Below are 21,276 nucleotides of genomic sequence, written 5' to 3' on the forward strand. Positions count from 1 at the left end.
GATTTGTGTCACACGTTTGGGTATGCTTGAGCGTACTGCAATTTAATAAGCAAATGCAATCTGCAATATAATCTGCAATGTAATTGCAATGTAAGTTACGCAAGAAGGGGCTCATCGTGCAAGAACTGGAAGAACGCATCCTAAAAGACGGTATTGTAAAACCTGGAAACGTTTTGAAAGTAGACGCTTTTTTGAACCATCAGTGCGATGTTGAGCTGTTTGACCACATGGGAGCCGCTTGGGCTGAACATTTCCGCAATGCTGGCATCAATAAGATTCTTACGATTGAAGCTTCCGGAATTGGAATCGCTTGCGTTGCTGCACGTCATTTTGGCAATATTCCAGTGGTTTTTGCGAAAAAAGCGCAGTCAATTAATCTCGATGGCGACCAATACGTATCCACCGTATTCTCTTTTACAAAGCAGCGCGAATTTCCGGTAATTGTGTCGCGTAAGTACTTGAGTGCGGAAGATCGCGTGCTTATTTTGGATGATTTTTTGGCTAACGGCAAGGCTTTGCAAGGTTTAATTGATATTTGCGATCACGCTGGAGCTACAGTTGCCGGAATTGGTATTGCGATTGAAAAAGGATTCCAAGGCGGTGGTGACGCGCTTCGTGAAGCCGGATACGACTTGGATTCGCTGGCGATTGTGGATGCAATGGATCCTGTTGATGGCTCAATTTCGTTCCGTAAGTAAATAGTGTGCGGATTTAGACGCACAAACTCACTGGAGTAAGTCTAATTGTGAAAAAACCGAGAAGAATTTTTTGAGACTCTCGATTTTGCTCAGGAATACGATAAAGTAGTCCGGTTGGTATGTTGCAATGCAGATGCAACAAACAATTGATTAGGTGGCTAAACATATGACTGAAGTTGTGATTGCGAGCGCTGTACGCACGCCTATTGGCAAATTCGGCGGCAGCTTATCTTCGCTTTCCTCAGTTGATTTAGGAACGATTGCCGCAAAAGCCGCAATCGAACGCGCAGGTCTTAATGCTCACGACGTAGATCAGGCCATTTTTGGCAACGTTTTGCAAGCAGGCAGCGGTCAGAACGTAGCTCGCCAAATCGCATTGCGCGCAGGACTCGACACTTCCAGCTGCGCAATGACTATTAACGAAGTGTGCGGATCCGGCTTAAAAGCAGTGCGATTAGCACAATCTGCAATCGTAATGGGAGACGCGCAAGTCGTTGTTGCAGGCGGCACCGAAAGTATGAGCAACGTGCCATTTTATGCAACTAACTCGCGATTTAGCGGACACAAATACGGAAACTTTTTGCTTATTGACGGCCTGCAGCGCGACGGCTTAAACGACGCTTTTACAGGCGACGCAATGGGCGTTACTGCAGAAAATGTTGCCGCAAAATTTGGTATTACTCGCGAAGCACAAGATATTTTTGCGCTTAAATCTCACCAAAAAGCTGTTGCCGCTATTAAACGAGGCGATTTTGACTCTGAGATTGTGCCAGTAACTCTTGCAGACGGAACTGTTGTAACACGCGACGAACATCCTCGCGAAGATACGTCTTTAGAGCAGTTGTCGAAATTGCGCACGCTGTTTAAGGCGTCGGACGAAAATTCAGGCGCGGAGCGCGAAGTTAGCGAGCGCGAATCTACCGTAACTGCCGGAAACGCAAGCGGAATCAACGACGGAGCCGCAGCCCTCGTACTTATGAGCAAAGATTACGCGCAAGAGCACGGAATTGAATATCTTGCGCAAATTGTGGGATTTGCAGAAGGCGGAATCGACCCAGATTTAATGGGATACGCTCCAAAACACGTGATGGAACGCATGCTACGCGCAACCGGAAGCAGCGTTGAAAGCATTGATTTGTTTGAGATTAATGAGGCTTTTGCTGCTCAGAGCATTGCAGTTTCGGAGCAACTTCATATTGACGAGTCGAAGCTAAATGTGAGGGGCGGCGCGATTGCGCTCGGTCATCCGCTGGGTGCTAGCGGAGCGAGAATTTTGACAACGCTTATGTACGCTTTGCGAGACAGCAATAAGAAAAACGGAGTGGCTGCACTGTGCGTTGGCGGCGGAATTGGCGTTGCGATGCAGATTAGAATGCGAAGCAATTAAATTAGAATGCGAAGCAATCAGTAGCATTCGTAGTCGGTAAAATCATGAGGTGATTTCGATGACTGCTTTTCGTGAATTAAGCGTGGAAAATCGCATCAAAACCTTAAAAAATGATGGCGCGATAAACGAGTCTGAAGCAACTTTTTTGCTTAAGCAGCTTTCGGAAAGTTCTGATACTACGATTCCCGCGGATGTTGCAAATCATATGATTGAGCATCAGATTGGAAAGTACACGCTGCCGGTTGGCGTTGTGCGCGGGCTGATTGTGAACGGCGAGGCTCGGGACGTTCTGGTTGCAACAGAGGAGCCGTCTGTGATTGCGGCCGCGTGCAATGGGGCGAGGATTGCGGCGGAGTCTGGTATCGAAGGCGGAATTGTTGCAAACTCACCACAATACGGAATTATTGCGCACTCGCCACAATACGTGACTACCGCACAAATCGCTTTTGAAGACGCAGACGGGAGCGTGGCGGCGCGTTTGCGCGAGATTGTTGAGGATTGTGCAAAGGTTGAGGATTTGCTGCGCGTTGCAAACGAGTCACACCCATCAATGAGTAAAAGGGGTGGCGGCGCGCGAAAATGCCGCGTTTCAGCTTTGCATGGCTTCGCCAAACTCGAGATTGACGTAGACACATGCGACGCAATGGGCGCAAACACAGTGAACACTATGGGCGAAGCCGTCAAAGCCCAGCTGGAAAGCTGGCTCGGCGTTGAGGCGCTTGTGGCTATTCTTACCAACACAAGCCGCGTTGCCACCACGGCAGAAGTGCGAATACCGGTTGAAGCGCTCGCTTCCAGGCGGCTTGAAGACTATGAGCGAGAGCGAGAAGGAAAGCGCCTCGCACGCCGAATCGCGGCATTAAGCGCGCTAGCCGCCAGCGACCCTGAGCGCGCCGCCACGCACAACAAAGGAATCCTAAACGGCATTGCAGGAGCCGCGCTCGCGTCCGGAAATGATACGCGAGCGCTAGAAGCTGCAGCACACGCGTGGGCGGCGCGCTCCGGTCGCTACCTACCACTGTCAACGTGGAACACCGAAAGCTTAAACAACCAAACCATACTCCATGGCCGTATTGAAATTCCGCTACAGATCGGCATTGTTGGCGGCTCAATCTCATCTCTTCCAATGGCAAAACTCGCTCTTAAAATCGGCAAATACAAAAACGCAAACGACTTTAGAAACACGCTTGCAGCCCTCGGTTTAGTGCAAAATCTTGCGGCACTGCGCGCGTTGGCAGGCCCCGGCATTCAGGCCGGTCACATGTTGTTGCATGCCTCAAATCTTGCAATCGCAGCCGGCGCTAAAGGCGAAGAAATCGAGAAAATCGCAAAAAATCTTCTGCAACTTAGTCCTGCAGAAAGAACTACGGAAAAAGTTGCGCAATTACTTAAAACATTTCGCGAACCAAGTAAAAATTGAGGAAAATTTAGGGATTTAGGGAAAATGAACACACGAGATACCAAAACCACAACCAATACCACAACTCCACTTGCCGTCGGCATCGACCGCATCTCCTTCGCTACCCCGCACTACTACTTAAATCTCACAGATCTTGCAAACGCGCGCGGAATCGACCCTAATAAATTCACAATCGGAATCGGCCAAAGCGAGCAATCCGTGCCACCAAATCACCAAGACATCGTCACCCTCGCCGCCCAAGCCGCTCTCCCACTGTTACCCCACATCGATAGCAATCGCCTCAAAATGCTAATCGTCGGCACAGAAAGCGGCGTCGACGCAAGCAAATCAAGCGCACTATACGTTCAAAATCTGCTAAAACTCACTCCGTGGGTGCGTGTCGTTGAAGTAAAAGAAGCTTGCTACGGCGGCACTGCAGCTTTGATGATGGCATGCGACTACGTGCGCGCGCACGCCGAAAAAGATCCGCAAGTGCTGGTAATTGCGTCCGATATTGCGCGTTACGGGCTTGCTACCCCTGGCGAAGTAACGCAAGGTGCTGGTGCTGTGGCAATGCTTGTGAGCGCGAATCCGCACGTGCTTAAAATTAACGACGATAGCGTTGTGAAATCCGCGGATATTCAGGACTTTTGGCGACCAGTTTACCAGGATACTGCGCTTGCTCGCGGCAAGTTTTCGACTGAGCAGTATATAGAATTTTTCTGCGACGTGTGGCAAAAGTATTGTGCGCAAAACGATTGTAATTTCAACGATTTTGCAGGACTTTGCTTCCATTTGCCGTATACGAAAATGGGTTTGAAAGCGCTTAAAGCGGCGATGGATACTTGCGATAATACTTGCGCTGATTCTTGCGATAATAGCAACCTAAGCGAGTCGTCACGCAATCGATTACTTTCGCGCTACGAAACAAGCACAAAGTACAGTCGTCGCGTAGGCAATATTTATACGGGTTCCCTGTATTTGGGATTGCTGTCTTTACTTGAGTTAGACGGACTTGAGTTAGACGGACTTGAGTTAGACGGATGCTCTCACGAAAATAGCGAGCTTCCTCCACTTAAAAGCGGCGATAAAATCGGCCTATTTTCTTACGGTTCCGGCGCTGTTGGCGAGTTCTTTAGCGCAACTCTTGTTCCAGGATTTAAAGACGCGCTGTTTGTTCGAGAGCACGCGGATATGCTCGATTCGCGCGTGCGATTAAGCGTTGCAGATTACGAGGAGATGTTTTCTAGCGTTGCGCCTTACGCTCCGGAAGATTTCGTAAGCGATACGTCTCACCGCGAGTGTGCGAACTTCTTCCTAGACGGCATATCATCGCAAGAGCGCCACTATCGTTCGAACTAAAGCGAGGCACAAAGTGCGCGGCATAAACTACTCGCTATAATCCTTTATCAAATGAATCTCACCCACAGTAGGCTGACGAGCCGGCAATTCCATCCAATTTCCACCGTCATAGCCACCTGGGTGAGCCGCAACCATAATCTTTTTGCCCGCATACTTTTCAACAAACGCAGCCTGATCTTTATCCGAATTATCAAATCGAACAGAAACAAGATCAAATATCATGTGACTTGGCATAAACCCACCATACATTCCAGTGCGAAAACCGTTACCCGAACGCTTCTGATCTAATGCAATAATGTCAAAAGTACCGTTTCCTTCGTTTCCTTCGTTCAGAGATTTCATAACTTCATCCTTAGCATTTGGATCATTTGGAGTAGTGCCAGGATAATCGTACGCTTCTTCAGCACTCAACCTCTTAACAGTTCCAGAAAAAACTTGATACCCTTTTTCGAGCCACTCATTAATAGTTTTATTCATCTTCTTCTGCTCAGGAGTTAAATTCGGGGTATCAATCAGATTGTTTATATCAGTTAAGTCGTTAACAGACACAAATTTTGGATACACAAAATTTTGCAAACCAGCCAACGAGCCTGTAGTAAATTTGGTCTTAAATTCTATAGGTTTATCAACGTCAACCGTAGATTTATCAAAACTCTTACCATTAATTTTGTATGTATACACATGCCAAGGAAGACCATCAACACCATCATTTTCAGGAGTTTGATACGATCTTGCAACAACAATACCGTCATGATTGCCACCGAAGAAGATAGTGCCACGCTCTTCATAAATATCATGCTTATCTATAATGTCCGGGTACGAAACAATCTTTCCATTTTTGTACGAGAATACGTGAATATATTGCTCTTTACCATTATTGAAATCTTCAGACGCAGTAACAACCATTTCCGGAATATTGTCGCCATCAATATCCAACAATGCGTAGTAATAGCTGTAATGCTGAGGGAAATTAGTAGAAGTATAAGATCCGCTATCAATCAAATTTTTGTAAGCTTTACCGGCTTTTGAGATAATATCGTCTTGAGTTAAAGCTTTAGGTGCGCTTGCGTTATTAAAACTGTTACCTGCAGCATTCGGATTAGAATTTGCGCCGCGAGTTGATGAAGAATTATTATTTGAGCGGAAGTACCATACGCAAGTGCATACAACTAGCACAATTACAACAACAGCGGAGATTATGGTAATAATAAGATTTTTAGGTTGACTTAGTGCTGCAAAGAACTTGGAAAACTTCGGTTTGACTGGATTAAGCTGCTGTGTATAAGCAGACGGTTGCGGTTGCTGATATTGCTGAGACGGCTGATATTGCTGGTATTGCTGAGTCTGCTGAGGCGCGTAAGTCTGTTGCGGCTGCTGCGATTGCTGCGACTGCTGCGATTGTTGTGATTGCTGATCCTGCGGCTGCTGAGAAGCTGCATCTTCTACTCTTGCACCGCATTTTGTGCAAAACTTGACTGTACCATTGATAGGATTACCACAATTAATGCAAAACATACGAAACCTTCTATCATGCAGCAAATCATAAGCTAAATCGCATAACCAGCATCAATTCTAATAGATAAACGATAAAACAAATAATAAAAAACTCTGCGCCGATGTTACGTGAGTCTTAAAGCCCAAGTAACACAGCGCAGAGCCAACGCTTAAGTTCAATCAACGCAAGTAAACAAGCAAACAGCTAAACAACAATCTGCCTGCCACACGCGTTTCGTAAAATCTCGTAAAATCTCGTAAAATTTCACAATCTAGCAATTTCGCAAAATTTACAAAACTGCTACCGAGAGCTATCTACTACTCAGCCACAACCTTCACGGTGAAGGAAGCGGTGATTTCTGGATGCAACGCTACGGTTGCTGGGAACTCACCAGTGGTCTTAATAGCAGCAACCTTGATTGCGCGAGCTTCCACAGCGGCCTTTGGAGCCAAAGCAGCAGCAATCTTCTCGGCAGAAATGCCACCGAAGAGCTTGCCGGACTCGGAAACCTTAGCAGCGAGCTCAACAACGGTGCCTTCAATCTGAGCCTTAGCTGCAACAGCCTCTTCGCGAGTAGCAACAGCCTTAGCCAAACGAGCGCGACGCATTGCCTCAATCTGGGAAGCAGCACCCTTATTCCAAGCAAAAGCTAAACCTTGTGGAATAAGGTAGTTACGAGCATAGCCAGCCTTAACTTCAACAACGTCACCAGAGTGACCGAGGTTGGCAACAGTCTTGGTAAGAATAACCTTAGTTTCAGCCATTGTTACAACCTCTCAATCAGCGACCGGTAGTGGCGTATGGGAGCAAAGCCATTTCGCGAGCGTTCTTCACGGCCTTCGCGATCTTGCGCTGTTCCTGCACGGTTACGCCGGTAATACGACGGGAACGAATCTTGCCGCGGTCAGAAACGAACTTGCGCAGCAAAGCAACGTCTTTATAATCAATTTCAGTAATTTTGGCAGCCTTCAGAGGATTTGGCTTCTTCTTGAAAGGCTTGACCGGTGGTTGCGGCCTCTTGCGTGACATAAGATGTCCTCTCTCAAATCCGTTATGCTATTTATTCGCATAACATTTAACTGATGATGAAATTATTAGTATTAAGCAAATAATATTAAGCAATATTAAGTAAACAGCCTAAAATTCCGGCTCTTGCTCGTCGCCGCCGAAATCAGCGCCGGCACCGAAAGTAGTAAATCCGTCGTTCGTTGGTGCAGAACTCCACGGATCTGCTCCAGCATTCGCATTGGAAGCAGCTTGACTTGCAGCGTAATTCGCGCCGCCAGCATAACCGCCCTGAGCGAAGTTAGGATTACTTGCACCGTTCGCACCGTTACCAGCTCCAGCTGCACGAGATCCGCCAGCAAAACCAGCTGCGGAAGTCTGTCGATTAACCTGAGCAGTTGCGTAACGCAAAGACGGACCAATCTCATCGATAGTAAGCTCTACTACCGTGCGATTTGAACCATCTTGCGCCTGATACGAGCGCTGCGACAATCGGCCCTGCGCAATAACGCGCATACCTTTAGAAAGACTATTAGCGCAATGCTCTGCTAGGTCTCGCCAAGCTGAGCAGCGCATAAACAATGCAGGACCATCCTCGAACTGATTCGTATTACGATTGAACGTACGAGGCGTAGACGCAATGGTAAAGCTTGCAACAGAAGCACCATTAGAAAGCGACCTTAATTCAGGATCTGCCGTGAGATTTCCCACAACAGTGATAATTGTTTCGCCTGCCATAGTTTGCCTTTTCTTTCTCGCTTTTGCTTGATTTTAAGATCCAACTAAATTCTTGCTAAATTCTTGCTAAATATAGCTAAATCTTACTAAATCTTGCAATTATTTACTTTATTACCTTATTTACTTAGCGTCCTTGCGAAGAATCTTCGTGCGGATTACAGACTCGTTAAGGTTCAAAACACGGTCAAGTTCGTCGCTTACGGCTGGCTCAGCAGTGTAGTTAACCACAACGTAGTTACCTTCGGTCTTGCCTTCAATTTCGTAAGCGAACTTGCGACGACCCCAGTAATCGGTACCGTCAACAGAACCGCCCTCGTTGGTGACGAGCTCAAGATACTGCTCGGTCAACTTCTTAAGACCGTGCTCATCCAGCTCAGGATTTGCAATGAACATCAGTTCATACTTATGTGCAGACATCACCCACCTCCTTCGGACTATCGGCTATGGACTTTCCACAGCAGGAGTGTGTTTGCAAATATGCGCGGCATTTTGCTGATTTCGCTAGTCTTTAACTCAGAAGTCGCTAATTAGGCAGCTTGCAGCGTTAAAACCGCACATAACTTAGCTATTCTACCCCGCGCTCGCGACGACATATTTAAGAGATAAAAGTGAAAGACGGAAGCGGAAAATCCGACCAAAACGACAACAAACGCCGGAAAAGTTGCGCACGTTTGGAGCAATACACAACCCAAAACCCTCCAAATGCGAGATAAGTTCCCCGCGTTTGGAGCGCCAAGACAGCCAAAACGCTCGCACTATAAGCGCTCGCTTACGAAACTCGCGTTGGAAGTCCACTGGACTTCCAACCTAAGCGAGTTTCCGCTCCGAGTTACTTTCGCGCGCTAAATCGCAGCGCTCAAGCATGTCGTCGCGCCAACACGAGTAGTTTAGGTCGTCGCGATTACGCGCGCTCGTGAATATCAACCATGCGATTAGCAATCAGCTCCGGATTGAGCGACTCGTGCACAGGCTGCATCGACTCAGTATTAAGAGCCGCCGCAGCAACCGCAAAACGACCAGTCTTAGCTGAATCAAACTCGTTATATCGCGCATAAATCAACGCCGCCGTCGCAGCATCACTAGAACCATTATCGTTCCCAACAGCTTCAACGCCAACGTTCCCATTACCGTGCGCAAGCATCATTCGCTGCACGCGCTTTACAGGCACAGGGTAAAACGCCACGCCCTCATCTGCCACACCATAAGCCACGCCCGCGCGACCAGCATTCACAAACACATTCTTCACGCCGCGCTTAAGCAACGCACCCGCGCAACGCGTCGCGGAACGCTCGTCAATCGCATTAATGCCAGTAAGCGCCTGCGACTCGGCAGTATCCAGCACAAGAGTATCAATTCTAGACAATCTAGACAGCACGCGCGGAGCCTTCGCATCCGTAATCGCGCGCACAATAATCGGACGACGATACCTATCACACAACCACTCAAACGACTTCTGTGGAATATTAGTATCAAGCACCAAAATATCTGCGTTTTCAATAATCGACATGCGTTCGCGCAGAAAATCAGGAGTCATGTGGTCGTAAATACTCATGTCATCCAAAGCGAGCAAACGCTGGCCGGAAGCGTCGCCAACATACATGTAAGAAGCGGTCATAGAATCCGGAAGCTGCTTTGCGTAACCAATATCTAATCCGTTTGCAGCAGCATCAATGCGGAACAATTCGCCATTGTGGTCGCCGCCATACACAGAAACCATGCTTGTGCGCACATTAAGTCGCTCCAAAGCAACTGCAATATTTCGCCCAACTCCACCAAGCATGTAACGAACTCGCGAAGCGTTAGACGTGTAATCCATCAAATCGCCGCAAGCAATTCCCAGCACGTCCATGCTAATGCCGCCAACAACGGTTACGTAGCTTGGAGGCGTAACAATATAGCCCTTGCCGCGCAAGTAGCCTTTGCGAATGAGATTAGATATGTGAGCCGCAATACCAGAACGAGTAATGCCTGCAAGATTTGCAAGTTCCTGTTGACTAATCATTGGATTTTGTTGAATCCAAGCCAAGATTTGCTGTTCACGTTCTGTCATTGTAGGCCTCATCTCTATTGCTATTACAAATGATCCTTACCTTTGCTTACTTTCTAGGATATTCACAAATCTCATAATATGCACGTAAATTTATAAAATTTTATATATTTTTGTTTATTTTTGTGCTAGGAACTACAATTTTAGGAATTTTATTTATTAAATTTGATTAAATTTGATTAGATTTAATTAGATTTAATTAGACTGGATTAGATTTGACTAGATTTGACTACGCAAGTTTAGTTGCTTACGATTTGCGCGCGTCCACCTCTAGTAAAGTCTAAAACAGCGCCAGCAAGATTCGTAAAAGTCGTAAGATGCACGTCGTCGCGCAAAATTTCAGCAGCGTCATCTCGCGCCTGCGCAATAATCTTCGCATCTTGAACAACGCGCAAAAGCTTCAAACTCGAGCTTCCACCAGACTGTGAATCGCCCAAAACGTCGCCAACATTGCGCAATTCCAAATCTTTTTGCGCAATAACCGCTCCATCAAGGGAATTTTCAACAACCTGCAAACGCTCCTGAGCAACCGTGTCACCATCGGTTTGCGCAACCAAAAACGCCCAGGAATTCGTGCCACCGCGCCCAACTCGGCCACGCAACTGGTGCAATTGCGCAAGACCAAATCGATCCGCATCAAAAATCACAATGCAGCTTGCCTGAGGCACGTCAACGCCCACCTCAATCACAGTAGTTGCAACCAAAACTTGCACGTCTCCGCGCGCAAAACGCTCCATAGTTTCGCGCTTTGTTGCGTCATCGTCGCGGCCGGTAAGCTGAGCAAACTTAATACCTTTGAACTGCGGAAGTGCGGAAAGTCGCCTTAAAATGCCGGTAACCGTGTGCAATTTACGGGCAGGAGTTAAGTTTGCTGAATCGTCGGAAGCGGCGCGAGATAAGTCGGAATTGGCGCGAGATAAGTCTGAATTGCTACGCGATAAATCGTAATTGCCGCGCGATAAATCATCGTCGCTTTCTAAATCATCGTCCTCAATATGCGCGCAAACCACGTAAGCACACTCCCCCGCGTCAATTCGCGAGCGAATATGTGCGAACATGCGCGCCATAGTACCAGCATCTGCTTCTTGCACCACAAAAGTGCGAATCGGCTTTCTGCCGCCCGGAAGTTCCGTCAAATACGAAGCATCCAAATCTCCAAACCAGGTCATTGCGGCAGAGCGCGGAATAGGAGTTGCTGTCATTACCAAAAGATGCGGGGTGATTGAAGAAACTTCAGTATGCGAAACTTCAGAATGTGAACCTTCAGAATGTGAATCTTCGCTCATTTTGCGCATTAGCACATCTCGCTGCGCAACCCCAAAACGATGCTGCTCGTCAATTATAACCAGCGCCAAATTAGTCGGCTTAAAAGTCGCAGAAAAAGCTGCATGCGTGGCCACAATCAGCGCCGGCTCACCGCTTGCAACATTCGCGAGCGCGCGGCGACGCTCGGCAAGCTTCATGCCGCCAGTAACCAAAATAACAGGAACGTTTAGGTTCGCCCGCTTAATCATCTGCCGCAAATTTTCTGCGTGTTGCGACGCCAGAACCTGAGTTGGAGCAACCAAAACCGCCTGATACCCAGATCCTACTGCTTCCAACATTGCGCTCACAGCCACAACCGTTTTTCCGGAACCAACCTCACCTTGCAAAAGTCGGCGCATTGGACGGCGCTCATGCATATCGCCAATAATTTCGTCAATAACCTCTTGCTGGCCGCTCGTAAGCGAGAACGGTAAACTTTCCGTAAATTTGCAGCGAAGACGAGAATTATTACAGGATTTTGCCTGATTATTTTTAGAATTTTCGCGAGATTGCAGCACAGCCACTTGCGAAACAAAAGCTTCTTCGTAACGCAATGTGGCAAGAGCTTTGTAAAATTCGTCGGTTGATTGAGGATTGTGAATAGCGCAAATTGCTTCCGCGCGAGGCAAAAGATTGCGCTTTTTTAGCACGGATTCCGGAAGAATATTGGGGATTTGGGCGGAAAGTGTGGGTTGAGCCGGTTGCGCAGGCTGAGCAGGTTGATTAGATGCAGAAAGCTCGGATTGCGCGGATGAGGATTGCGCGGATTGTGCGGATTGCGCAAGTGCAGGTTGATTAGATGCAGAAAGCGCAGAAATCGCAGAAAGCACAGTTTCGTGAATATGCTCGCTGGAAATCCTAGAATTTGCGTGATAAACCGGCTGCGGGGCGCAAAGCCTAGCCAAACCTTCCTCAACGCTTCCAACAGTATCGGCAGACTTATTAAAACTATCGCGATTTTGTGAAGAATCTACTATTAAAATCTGCGGATGCGCAAACTGAAGTCGGCCATTAAAAGCGCTCGACACGCCGCCAATCACAACGTTTTCACCAACTCTCATCCTAGACGAAAGCCAATTAGCGTAAGCGCGATTTTTAGAAAAATAAATAAGTTGCGCAGCTGATTGCTGATCTTGCAAAACGTTGACTTCGAGCCTAAACCCACGGCGCGCGTTCATTGGCACAAGGTTAATCGACTGAATCTGCGCATAAAACGCAATCTCTTCGCCAATTTGAACATCACGCAAACGCGCAATTTTTAGCGGATTTGTAACCCTGAACGGGTAGTAAGTTAGAGCGTCTTCGATTGTGATGATGCCAAGTGACTTCAGAGCAGAAACGCGGCGCTTGTTGCTGATTATTGAGGAAAGTGCAGCGTGCGTTTTGGCTGAGTTCGTGGGCATATTTAGCATATTTCGATTATAAATCATCCGCAAAGCATTTACTTAAGCGCGCTCCAAACGCGAGAAACTTAACTCACATTTGGAGGGTCTAAAGCCATATAACACTCCAAACGCGAGGAAAGTCGCGCACGTTTGGAGCGCCACAACGCGAGCGCGACGAAAAATCTGCAAATACAAAAAAGCCCCGAGCACTGCTCAGGGCCTTACAATTTAAACGCAATCAATACGCGATTCACGCCTCAACGCGCTGAACCTTGCCAGCCTTAATGCATTTCACGCACACGCGAAGACGAACATTTTCGCCATCAATAGTGGTGCGAACCGGCTGAAGATTCGGGCGGAAGGTGCGCTTATTGCGGATATGCGAATGTGAAACACTGAAACCGGTCTGCGGTCCCTTGCCACATACTGCGCAACGAGCTGCCATAATGGACTCCCTATTTTCTTTGACTTGCAAGTCTTGCGTCATTCAACCATGCCACTGCCCGCGCAAATTACGTATTCAAATAGCCTACGCAAACAGCCCAAACAAATAAGCATGCCGAACGCACAACTACACAAGTATATCACTTACCAAGACAATCCGAATGCACAAACTCCGTCTTATCTCGCAAGTCCGCAACACTCTTGCACCCAAGAAGAGCCATAATAACGCGAATCTGCTCCTGCCAATCTGAAATTTGTTGCGTAAGTGCGTCCTCGCCCTCGTGCATAAGCATGTGCAAAAACTCGCCGGCAACCCCTACAGCAGAAGCCCCTAACGCAAGCGCGCGCACAACATCAAGCGGTGTTCTAACTCCGCCGCTAGCAAAAATTTCCACAGGATTAGCTTTAAGCGCCTCGCACTTTCGAATATCAATCAGCGACTCAACGGTTGTAAGCCCCCAATCCGCCAAATAATCGTATCCGCTGTGCGAGCGACGAGCGTTTTCAATCGTCACAAAATTCGTGCCGCCGCGCCCAGAAACATCAACCGCGCGCACGCCAACATCTCGCAGACGCAAAACATCTCGAGCCGTCATACCGCAGCCAGTTTCCTTCACAACAACCGGCACGCTCACCCTTTCACACGAGCGCACAATCTGCTCAATATTTTTAAGCCAATTTCGAAAATCGCGGTCGCCTTCCGGCATCACAAGCTCCTGAGCCGCGTTCAAATGCACCTGCAGCGCGTTTGCCTGCAGCATATCAACGGCGCGCATAGCATCGCTTTGACTCGTGCCAGCACTTACGTTCGCCATTACAAAACCGCGCGGATTTTCGCTTCGAATCACGCTAAAAGTGGATGTTAGCGCGTCGTTTTGAAGGGCGGCGCTTAGCGATCCGCTTGCGATTGCCACGCCGGTTTTTGCCGCAACGCGCGCGAGTTGTGCGTTTATTTTTTGCGCGTTGGCGCTTCCGCCGGTCATTGCGTTAATATACAGCGGCGAGCGCCAAAGGAAGGCTGGGTTGGCAGAGGCACTGCAGGCGCAACTTGCATCTTCTGCAAACACGCGCACGCTAGAGTCAACTTCGTCCAACGCCACCTGCGGCAAAGCATTCGGCATAAAACGCACGGAGTCAAAACCGGAATTTGCTCGAGGATTATACTGAGCGTCCGCAAGGGCAAGATGCGCGTCCTTGCGATTCTGAATTGATTTAGAAGACTGATTTTCCGACGCTTTAGCGACGCAAGTTTCCGAATCTTCGCCGTCATCAATAATTTGCGCAACTTCAATATTTAAAGGCATAATTCCGTGATTTTCCCAAGCTGACTTCATACTTTCAATCCGATTCTTTTCGTAAATTGTTGTAAGCGCAATTGCGCAATCTCCCCCACCAGCGCCGCTAGTTTTCGCTGGAATCCCGGCAAAAATGGCGTCTTCAATAAGACGCGTAAGCTTTGGAGTTTCGATTATCGTTCCGGTAAGCGCGCTTAATTTTTGTAATAATTCGCGATTTTGTGCAAAACAAGCGGAAATATTATTTAATTCTGATTCTTTTAGAGAAGATTTTTCTAGCGAAGATTTTCGCATTGAAGATTCTTCCAACGAAGATTCTTCCAGCGAGAAGTTTTCTAGCGATTGCGCCAATTTCTGCACGCAAACTTCGCTTTGATCACAAAAATCTTGGTATGTAAATGAGTGCGCAATTTCGGAAGAAACGCTACTTTCTACGCTACTTTCTACGCTACTTACCAGCTGCGCGCTAGAAGCTGGCGAACCGGTCCAGCCTACCAAAAGTTTTAGCGTTTTCGACACATTTATTCGTTTAAATTCCAGTCGCGGCCACTTTTTACGCAATAATTTACTAAAATCAGATTCGCCGGATTTTATCAAACCAAACTCCGACTCAAGCCACTCTCGATCGTACGCGCGGTACAAAATCCAGCCGCCGCATGAGCTCGCGGCCACATCGCCGCCGCTGCCGGACTTCTTTACCATCGAGGAAGCAATCAGCGAAAGTTTGCAAATCGTTGGAACATCAGGCTTCAATCCGTACCATTTGCACAGCGCGCGCACGGTTGCAACAGTTATTGCAGCCGAAGATCCAAGACCGTATTTTCGCCCGGATTTTGCGTCGTCAAGTTCGCTGGAAATGTGCAAATTGTAACTTTTGCGGTCCATATTTGGCGCGAAGCACTCGCTTGCATAAGAGTCAATTACGCGCATTGCGGCGAGCACATACGCATATTTTTCGTCGCCTAGTATTTCGATACTTCCGTCAGAGGAGCGCGTCCAAAAAATCGGCTTATAATTTTCTTTTTCAGATACGATTACGCCGTAATATTTTCGGCTTTCCTGCGATAATGTAGGCAAATTTTCATCATCAACCTTAACGGTTACATAACGATTCACCGCCGCCACAATCGCCGCCGAACCATCAACAACCGCATACTCGCCCGCAATATAAAGCTTTCCGGGAGCACTCGCCTGCACCTGAGTCATAATTTCGCCGCCTGTTTCAAACTCGCACTTACGCTTACGCCATCGCCTGGCAAAGCAATCGTAAATTTTGCAGATTCCGCCACTCGCCCGCGCAACTCCTCAGCCGCACGCGCCGCACAACCCGCATCCGTCAGCACCTTCACATTCGGCCCCGCATCCATCGTGGCCCAAACCGGCCAACCGCACTCACGCATAGAGCGCACAGCATCTAGCACAGCGTAAGTTTTATCCGTCAAATAATTTACAGGCGGATTGGCTTTGCGCATAGTTTCGTGCATTCCCAACGAATTTTGCTCCATAACCTCGCCCAGCTGCTCAATGCTACCAACGCGAATCGCATCAAGAGCGCAAGCAAGATCCTTCTTCGACTGCTCAACCCAAGGCATGTACGCGGGCGAAGTTTCAACAGTGCGACGCATGGCAGTTCGGCTCGAAATCGGCTTTTTGCTGCGATCTAGCGTAACGACAATCATTGCGGGATTCAAATTTTTTGTGGCGGGAAGAGAAGAAGAAAGAGAAGCGGAAATAGAAGCGGAAATAGAAGCGGAAAGCGGCTTATCAGCAGTCTCAGCAAGCAAATCCGCAATCGGCTCCGCATAAGACGTTTCGTCATCCTCGCCCTTATTCCAAAGCACGAATCCGCCAAAAATCGAGCGACACGCCGAACCAGAACCTCGGCGAGCAAGTCTAGAAAGTTCGCGCGGAGTCAAATTCAATCCGGCGGCATAAGATGCGGCAGCTGCAAGAGCAGCAGATCCGGACGCGCTAGAAGCAAGACCGGCCGCAATCGGCACGTGATTATGTGAAACAACTTTCGCTTTCGTTGAAATTCCGGCCTTTTCGCGCACCAAATCGAGCATAGCAACTACGCGAAGACGCGTGGAATCATCCATCGGCAGCTCAACTTCGTCCAAAGTGACGCAATCAGAAGTAAGACTTTCGTCAAAATGCACGCTAGTAGTTGCGTACAAATCCGAAAGAGTGAGCGAAAGCGAGGAAGTATAAGGCAAAATCAGCCGTTCATCGCGCTTGCCCCAGTACTTAATCAGCGCAATATTCACATTCGCTTTGGCTACAGCAAAGTTAGGAGCAAGACTTGAGTCAAACGTTACTTTTGGCTGAATTTCAACGTTTTGCATGCGATTCCTTTGCTGCGAATTGGTGGGCGCTGCCGACGAAGCTGGTAAGCTACACAACTAAGTATCTATTTTAGCAATTGCCGGTGCAAAAGCTCACACGCGCGAAAAAGCGCGCTCAAACGAATACACGCGCGCAAACACTCGCAAGCACACGAAAACGCGCGCAAAATCTGAAAATCTTCCGCAAATGTGAATGTGTTGTAAGCGTAAAGCGCGTACCGTAGTTTTTTGCCTTCGACGCGACTAAATTAGAACAATTGTTAAATCGTAAAAATTACAAATTAAATCGCAAGAATACAAAGGAGACTTAAAGCCGTGCAGCAAACGCAACGCGAACCGTCAAAAGCGCTTAATATCAACGCTAAGACGACGTCAAGTTATGCTGACGCGTCGGGAAATTGTGCGCGCTCGGGATACGGCGAAACTTGCGCAAAGGTGATTCTTTTCGGCGAGCATTCTGTGGTTTATGGGTATTCTGCGATTGCTTTGCCGCTTAAAAACTTGCGCATGCGAGCTACGGTGACTGGGCGCGATTTAGCGGGTGAGGAAACTGCCACTTGCGAAACTTGCGAAACTTGCGAAACTTGCGAAACTAGCGAAACTTGCGAAACTTGCGCAGAAATTCCTGAGTCTGCCGACTCTACAATCCCCCTAAATTCCGATTCGCGCATCACGCTTTCCTGCCTCGACTTTAACGGCAAACTTTCCGAAGTTCCTCCGCGTTTTAGCAGCGTTAGCACCGCAATTCACGCGGCACTCGAGTTTGCGGGGCGCGTCGGCGATTCGCTGCATGTTGCAACAGAGTCTAATTTTCCGCCTGAGCGCGGCCTTGGCTCGTCTGCCGCTTCGGCTGGAGCTGTAATCCGCGCAATTCTTGACTACTATAAAATTCGCGCAAGTGAAAATGAGATTTTTGCGCTGACGCAATCTGCTGAGCGCGTGGCCCACGGACGCCCGTCTGGTCTGGACGCAACTGCAACTTCGGCTTCGTGGCCTGTGCGTTTTAGCAGTGGTGAGTTTTCGCGCATGGAAATCAACATGCGAGCGTGGCTTATTTTGGCGGATTCTGGGTGCAAAGGTATGACGCGCGTAACGGTTGATGCTTTGCGTGCGCGAATGGATGAGCAGCCGGATGCGGTGAAAAATAAGCTGGATGAGCTGGGGGCGATTGCGAATCAGGCGGCGGACGATTTGGCGTTGGGGCGCGCTGCAGATATGGGTGCGAGGATGACGCGAGCGCACCGGATTTTGGCGGATTTGGGCGTAAGCACGCCTCAGCTTGATAAGTTGGTGCGAGCTGCGCTAGATCACTGCGCGTTGGGCGCCAAGCTTACTGGCGGAGGCGGCGGCGGATGCGTGATTGCGCTGGCGGATACTGAGGCTGCGGCCGAGCAGGTAAGCGCGGCTTTGCGTGCGGCTGGCGCGTGCGGCACGTGGATTGTGGACTTGGGCGCGCAGGCATAAGCCGAGAGGCAAAACCGACCACAAACGACGGAAAAGTTGCGCGCGTTTGGAGCGCTAAAGTAGCTCAAACTCTCCAAACGCGAGAAAAGTTGCGCACGTTTGGAGCGCCAAGCCAGCCACAACCCTCCAAACACGAGATGGATTCCCCACGTCTGGAGCACCAAACCAGCCAAAACGACAACAAACGCCAGATAACGCGCGCACAAAAAATGCTAAAACTCCAACCCAGGATTCTTTAACAACTCATCAAACATCGCATGATACAAGCCCAAATTCAAAGACTCTATCCGCGTAATAGTCGAAATTTTGCCGCCAGCATCTTTCGACGAAGCGCCACAAACGTAGACAGCCTCATCATCCGTACCATAATCTATAACCACATACCTATCGTGATACTTCTTTCCAGCAGTCTTAAACTTCAAATCAACACCAGGATAATCACTCACAAAATCATGCAGCACGCTTTCCGTAAGCATATTCTTGCTCCTAGCATTATCACTAAAAACTACGATTTCAACCCCTTCCCCAGCAAACCGCAATAATTCCAACGTCCTAAGACCAACATAATTATCTACAACATAAACGCTTTTCTTAGCTGACTCATATATTTTGCAATACGCAAGATCCGCTTCTATTTTATTGCCGTCCATAAGAAGAAAATGTTTATACGTATTTGGATTAATAAAATTATCCATTACCTTATTAAAATCTTCCTTCGTTGCCATTTGAGATTTTATTTCCGCTATATCTTTAGTATTCTGGTTTGTTTGAATCGCAAGCTTAACTAACTCATTCCCGCCAATAAAATCCCTGTTTTCAACAATATAATCCTTCATTTGCTTAAAGGTTCTAATAAGCGCTTTAGACTGCATTATGGCAAGCTCGCCTCTTAACACAGTCATGAGCATATAGACACCTTGTTCCGTAAAAGCATAAGGCAAATATCGAGAACCACCCCAACTTGAGGTGAAATTTTTGCACCTCAAGTTTTTGAACTCGTCAGCAGTTAGCCGAAACATAAAATCTTCGCCCTCAAACTTCTCAATATTATTCTTAATCTGTCTATTGAAATTTTTCGTTTCATACCCATAGATTTCAGCAAGCTCAAAATCAAACATGACTTTTTGATTGCGAATGTTATATATCTTTTCTTTTATAGTTTCAGTGTCTATAAGCGCTTTAGCTGGCACGCTTGCTTTAGCAGACCCGCTTGCTTTAGCTGGCACGCTTCTAGCGTCCGCGATAATTAAATTTTTATTCTGCTCTACCATAAAACCCCTCCTAAAAATGTAAGTAAAACATAGCACCGCGCAACAAAAACGTAACTTCTAACAATCCCCAAAATCACAGAAACAAATCACGATTACTAAATCACGCAAATCACATATAAACGCATCGTCTTAAATGCGCCAGCGCATATGCAACTATTCTACAAAACACTACAGAAAGAGCAGGGAATAGACAGGCGCGGCCAAAACGACAACAAACGCCGGAAAAGTTGCGCACGTTTGGAGCGCTACACAACCCCAAACCCTCCAAATGCGAGATAGATTCCCCGCGTTTGGAGCGCTAAAGTAGCTCAAACACTCCAAATGCGAGAAAAGTTGCGCGCGTTTGGAGCGCTAAAGTAGCTCAAACTCTCCAAACGCGAGACGAAACTCTCACGTTTGGAGAGCCGCACTGTGCAGCACGAAAGCAGGTCGTCGCGCCAACGCGAGTAGTTTATTCCATTCTTAGTAATCCCCACACTGTCAGTAGTGTCTTATTGCCACAAAACATCTTTTATTTAGTGATTTTTTCTAGAAAAACTTTTGATTTGCAAAGAATTGGTGTAGGCTAAGTTTTTGTAGCCTGAAATAGGTTTACTTCGGCTAAATTTTTGACCGTCCTATTCCAGTTTTGGGTTCTAAATATTGGTATCTGTCTTCTACGCGTTAGCCCTAACTTTTGCGCAGGAATCAGATAAAAGAGATTGAAGGTCTACAAATGTTGACTAAAAAGACCATTGCCGCATTCGCTGCTGGCGTCACTTTAATTTCTGGTTTTGCTCTTGCAACCCCAGCAATGGCTGATGCTACTTCACCATTGAATACTGCTGATCCATTGAGCTACGATTCTGCTACAAGTTCTGAAGCTTTTGCAGATCCAGCTCCAGCTCCTGCTCCTGCTCCTGCTCCAGCTCAGCTTCCTGATGCTCCAGCTGCTTTAGTTGCAAATCCAAAGACTCGCACATACACGAATCATTTGGGCACTGTAGTTTACGAGCCAGGAACTACCCCACTTTACGACGAAGCTTTGTCTGGCAAGTTCGATACTCCAGCCAAGCCAGCTCCTAAGTGCACTAAGACCAAGAAGCTTCCTAAGACCGGTGCTGCCGTAGCTTTGCTTGCCGTTGCTGCTTCTGCTATTGCAGGCTTGGGTGTTGCCCTTCGCAAGTTCCGCCATTAATGCGTAACTAATGAATAATTGAAAAGTTAAAAGGTGTAAGTTGTTCTAATTTGCGCCGTTTAATAACATACTTTGACGTGTGGTGTGAAATCGTTGGTTTTGCGCCGCACGTTTTTATTTTTGCTTAGAACTCATAAATTGAGAATACATACAATACTTGTATACAAAGAATGCAGAGAGTACTTCTCCCGGCATTATTTATATAGGTTATACAATAAAAAACACGGCAAATGTGGTCAGCCAATGCAAAAACGACCACAAACGCCGGAAAAGTTGCGCACGTTTGGAGCGCTACACAACCCCAAACCCTCCAAATGCGAGATAGATTCCCCGCGTTTGGAGCGCTAAAGTAGCTCAAACACTCCAAACGCGAGAAAGTTGCGCACATTTGGAGCGATACGCCAGACCAAAGCTCGCACTATAAGTGCTCGCTTACGAAACTCGCGTTGGAAGTCCACT

The 21,276-nt window shown here is 47.7% G+C and carries 17 protein-coding genes; 6 read left to right on the forward strand and 11 right to left on the reverse strand.

Annotated features, from left to right (window positions below; translation table 11 throughout):
• The first annotated feature begins 116 nt into the window (after positions 1-116).
• From ACJV7B_RS05780 to ACJV7B_RS05795, 4 genes are all read left to right on the forward strand, one after another.
• The gene (locus ACJV7B_RS05780; RefSeq protein ID WP_004136969.1) at positions 117-698 is read left to right on the forward strand and encodes a xanthine phosphoribosyltransferase; all 582 of its coding nucleotides are present in this window, start codon (positions 117-119) and stop codon (positions 696-698) included.
• A gap of 166 nt (positions 699-864) precedes the next feature.
• Positions 865-2,085 (forward strand): acetyl-CoA C-acyltransferase, encoded by a 1,221-nt coding sequence (locus ACJV7B_RS05785; protein ID WP_410313685.1) that lies wholly within the window; start codon positions 865-867, stop codon positions 2,083-2,085.
• A 58-nt stretch (positions 2,086-2,143) separates the two neighbouring features.
• Positions 2,144-3,505: a hydroxymethylglutaryl-CoA reductase, degradative gene (locus tag ACJV7B_RS05790; RefSeq protein WP_419389181.1), complete on the forward strand. Its 1,362-nt coding sequence runs from the start codon at positions 2,144-2,146 to the stop codon at positions 3,503-3,505.
• Between the two features lie 24 nt (positions 3,506-3,529).
• Entirely contained in the window at positions 3,530-4,846 is a 1,317-nt protein-coding gene (locus tag ACJV7B_RS05795; RefSeq protein ID WP_419389182.1) for a hydroxymethylglutaryl-CoA synthase, read from the forward strand.
• 27 nt (positions 4,847-4,873) lie between these two features.
• Here the strand turns inward: ACJV7B_RS05795 and ACJV7B_RS05800 are convergent, their stop codons facing one another.
• The 10 genes from ACJV7B_RS05800 to mvaD all read right to left on the reverse strand — a co-directional run bounded on the left by ACJV7B_RS05800 (position 4,874) and on the right by mvaD (position 16,905).
• Positions 4,874-6,361 carry a zinc ribbon domain-containing protein gene (locus ACJV7B_RS05800; RefSeq protein WP_419389183.1) on the reverse strand — a complete coding sequence of 496 codons (1,488 nt, stop codon included), beginning with the start codon at positions 6,359-6,361 and terminating at the stop codon, positions 4,874-4,876.
• Positions 6,362-6,658: 297 nt separating this feature from the next.
• Positions 6,659-7,105, reverse strand: a complete 447-nt coding sequence (gene rplI / locus ACJV7B_RS05805) for a 50S ribosomal protein L9 (protein WP_004128899.1) — start codon at positions 7,103-7,105, stop codon at positions 6,659-6,661.
• A gap of 16 nt (positions 7,106-7,121) precedes the next feature.
• Positions 7,122-7,370: a 30S ribosomal protein S18 gene (rpsR, locus tag ACJV7B_RS05810; protein ID WP_004105399.1), complete on the reverse strand. Its 249-nt coding sequence runs from the start codon at positions 7,368-7,370 to the stop codon at positions 7,122-7,124.
• Between the two features lie 108 nt (positions 7,371-7,478).
• A complete protein-coding gene (locus ACJV7B_RS05815; RefSeq protein WP_004128901.1) occupies positions 7,479-8,084 on the reverse strand; it encodes a single-stranded DNA-binding protein in 606 nt (201 codons plus the stop codon).
• Between the two features lie 120 nt (positions 8,085-8,204).
• On the reverse strand, positions 8,205-8,501 hold the full coding sequence (rpsF, locus tag ACJV7B_RS05820; RefSeq protein ID WP_004128903.1) for a 30S ribosomal protein S6: 297 nt from the start codon (positions 8,499-8,501) through the stop codon (positions 8,205-8,207).
• A 484-nt stretch (positions 8,502-8,985) separates the two neighbouring features.
• Positions 8,986-10,134: a PfkB family carbohydrate kinase gene (locus ACJV7B_RS05825; RefSeq protein WP_004128906.1), complete on the reverse strand. Its 1,149-nt coding sequence runs from the start codon at positions 10,132-10,134 to the stop codon at positions 8,986-8,988.
• A 236-nt stretch (positions 10,135-10,370) separates the two neighbouring features.
• Positions 10,371-12,866, reverse strand: a complete 2,496-nt coding sequence (locus ACJV7B_RS05830; RefSeq protein ID WP_419389184.1) for an ATP-dependent DNA helicase RecG — start codon at positions 12,864-12,866, stop codon at positions 10,371-10,373.
• A gap of 205 nt (positions 12,867-13,071) precedes the next feature.
• Positions 13,072-13,266, reverse strand: a complete 195-nt coding sequence (gene rpmB / locus ACJV7B_RS05835; RefSeq protein ID WP_004105392.1) for a 50S ribosomal protein L28 — start codon at positions 13,264-13,266, stop codon at positions 13,072-13,074.
• A gap of 139 nt (positions 13,267-13,405) precedes the next feature.
• Positions 13,406-15,766 carry a type 2 isopentenyl-diphosphate Delta-isomerase gene (gene fni, locus ACJV7B_RS05840; protein ID WP_419389185.1) on the reverse strand — a complete coding sequence of 787 codons (2,361 nt, stop codon included), beginning with the start codon at positions 15,764-15,766 and terminating at the stop codon, positions 13,406-13,408.
• Positions 15,763-16,905 (reverse strand): diphosphomevalonate decarboxylase, encoded by a 1,143-nt coding sequence (mvaD, locus tag ACJV7B_RS05845; RefSeq protein WP_419389186.1) that lies wholly within the window; start codon positions 16,903-16,905, stop codon positions 15,763-15,765. Before mvaD ends, fni begins: the two co-directional genes overlap by 4 nt.
• Before the next feature lie 315 nt (positions 16,906-17,220).
• Here mvaD and mvk point away from each other — a divergent pair, with 315 nt between their 5' ends.
• Complete coding sequence (gene mvk, locus ACJV7B_RS05850; RefSeq protein ID WP_419389187.1) at positions 17,221-18,369, forward strand: mevalonate kinase; 1,149 nt, start codon at positions 17,221-17,223, stop codon at positions 18,367-18,369.
• 212 nt (positions 18,370-18,581) lie between these two features.
• On the opposite strand, the gene ACJV7B_RS05855 is transcribed toward mvk, so the two are convergent.
• Entirely contained in the window at positions 18,582-19,640 is a 1,059-nt protein-coding gene (locus tag ACJV7B_RS05855) for an ORF6N domain-containing protein (RefSeq protein WP_419389188.1), read from the reverse strand.
• 715 nt (positions 19,641-20,355) lie between these two features.
• On the opposite strand from ACJV7B_RS05855, the gene ACJV7B_RS05860 reads away from it, so the two are divergent.
• Entirely contained in the window at positions 20,356-20,817 is a 462-nt protein-coding gene (locus ACJV7B_RS05860) for an LPXTG cell wall anchor domain-containing protein (protein ID WP_419389189.1), read from the forward strand.
• Positions 20,818-21,276: the final 459 nt, after the last annotated feature.

It is taken from the genome of Gardnerella bretellae (assembly GCF_048545135.1).
GTDB lineage: Bacteria > Actinomycetota > Actinomycetes > Actinomycetales > Bifidobacteriaceae > Bifidobacterium > Bifidobacterium greenwoodii.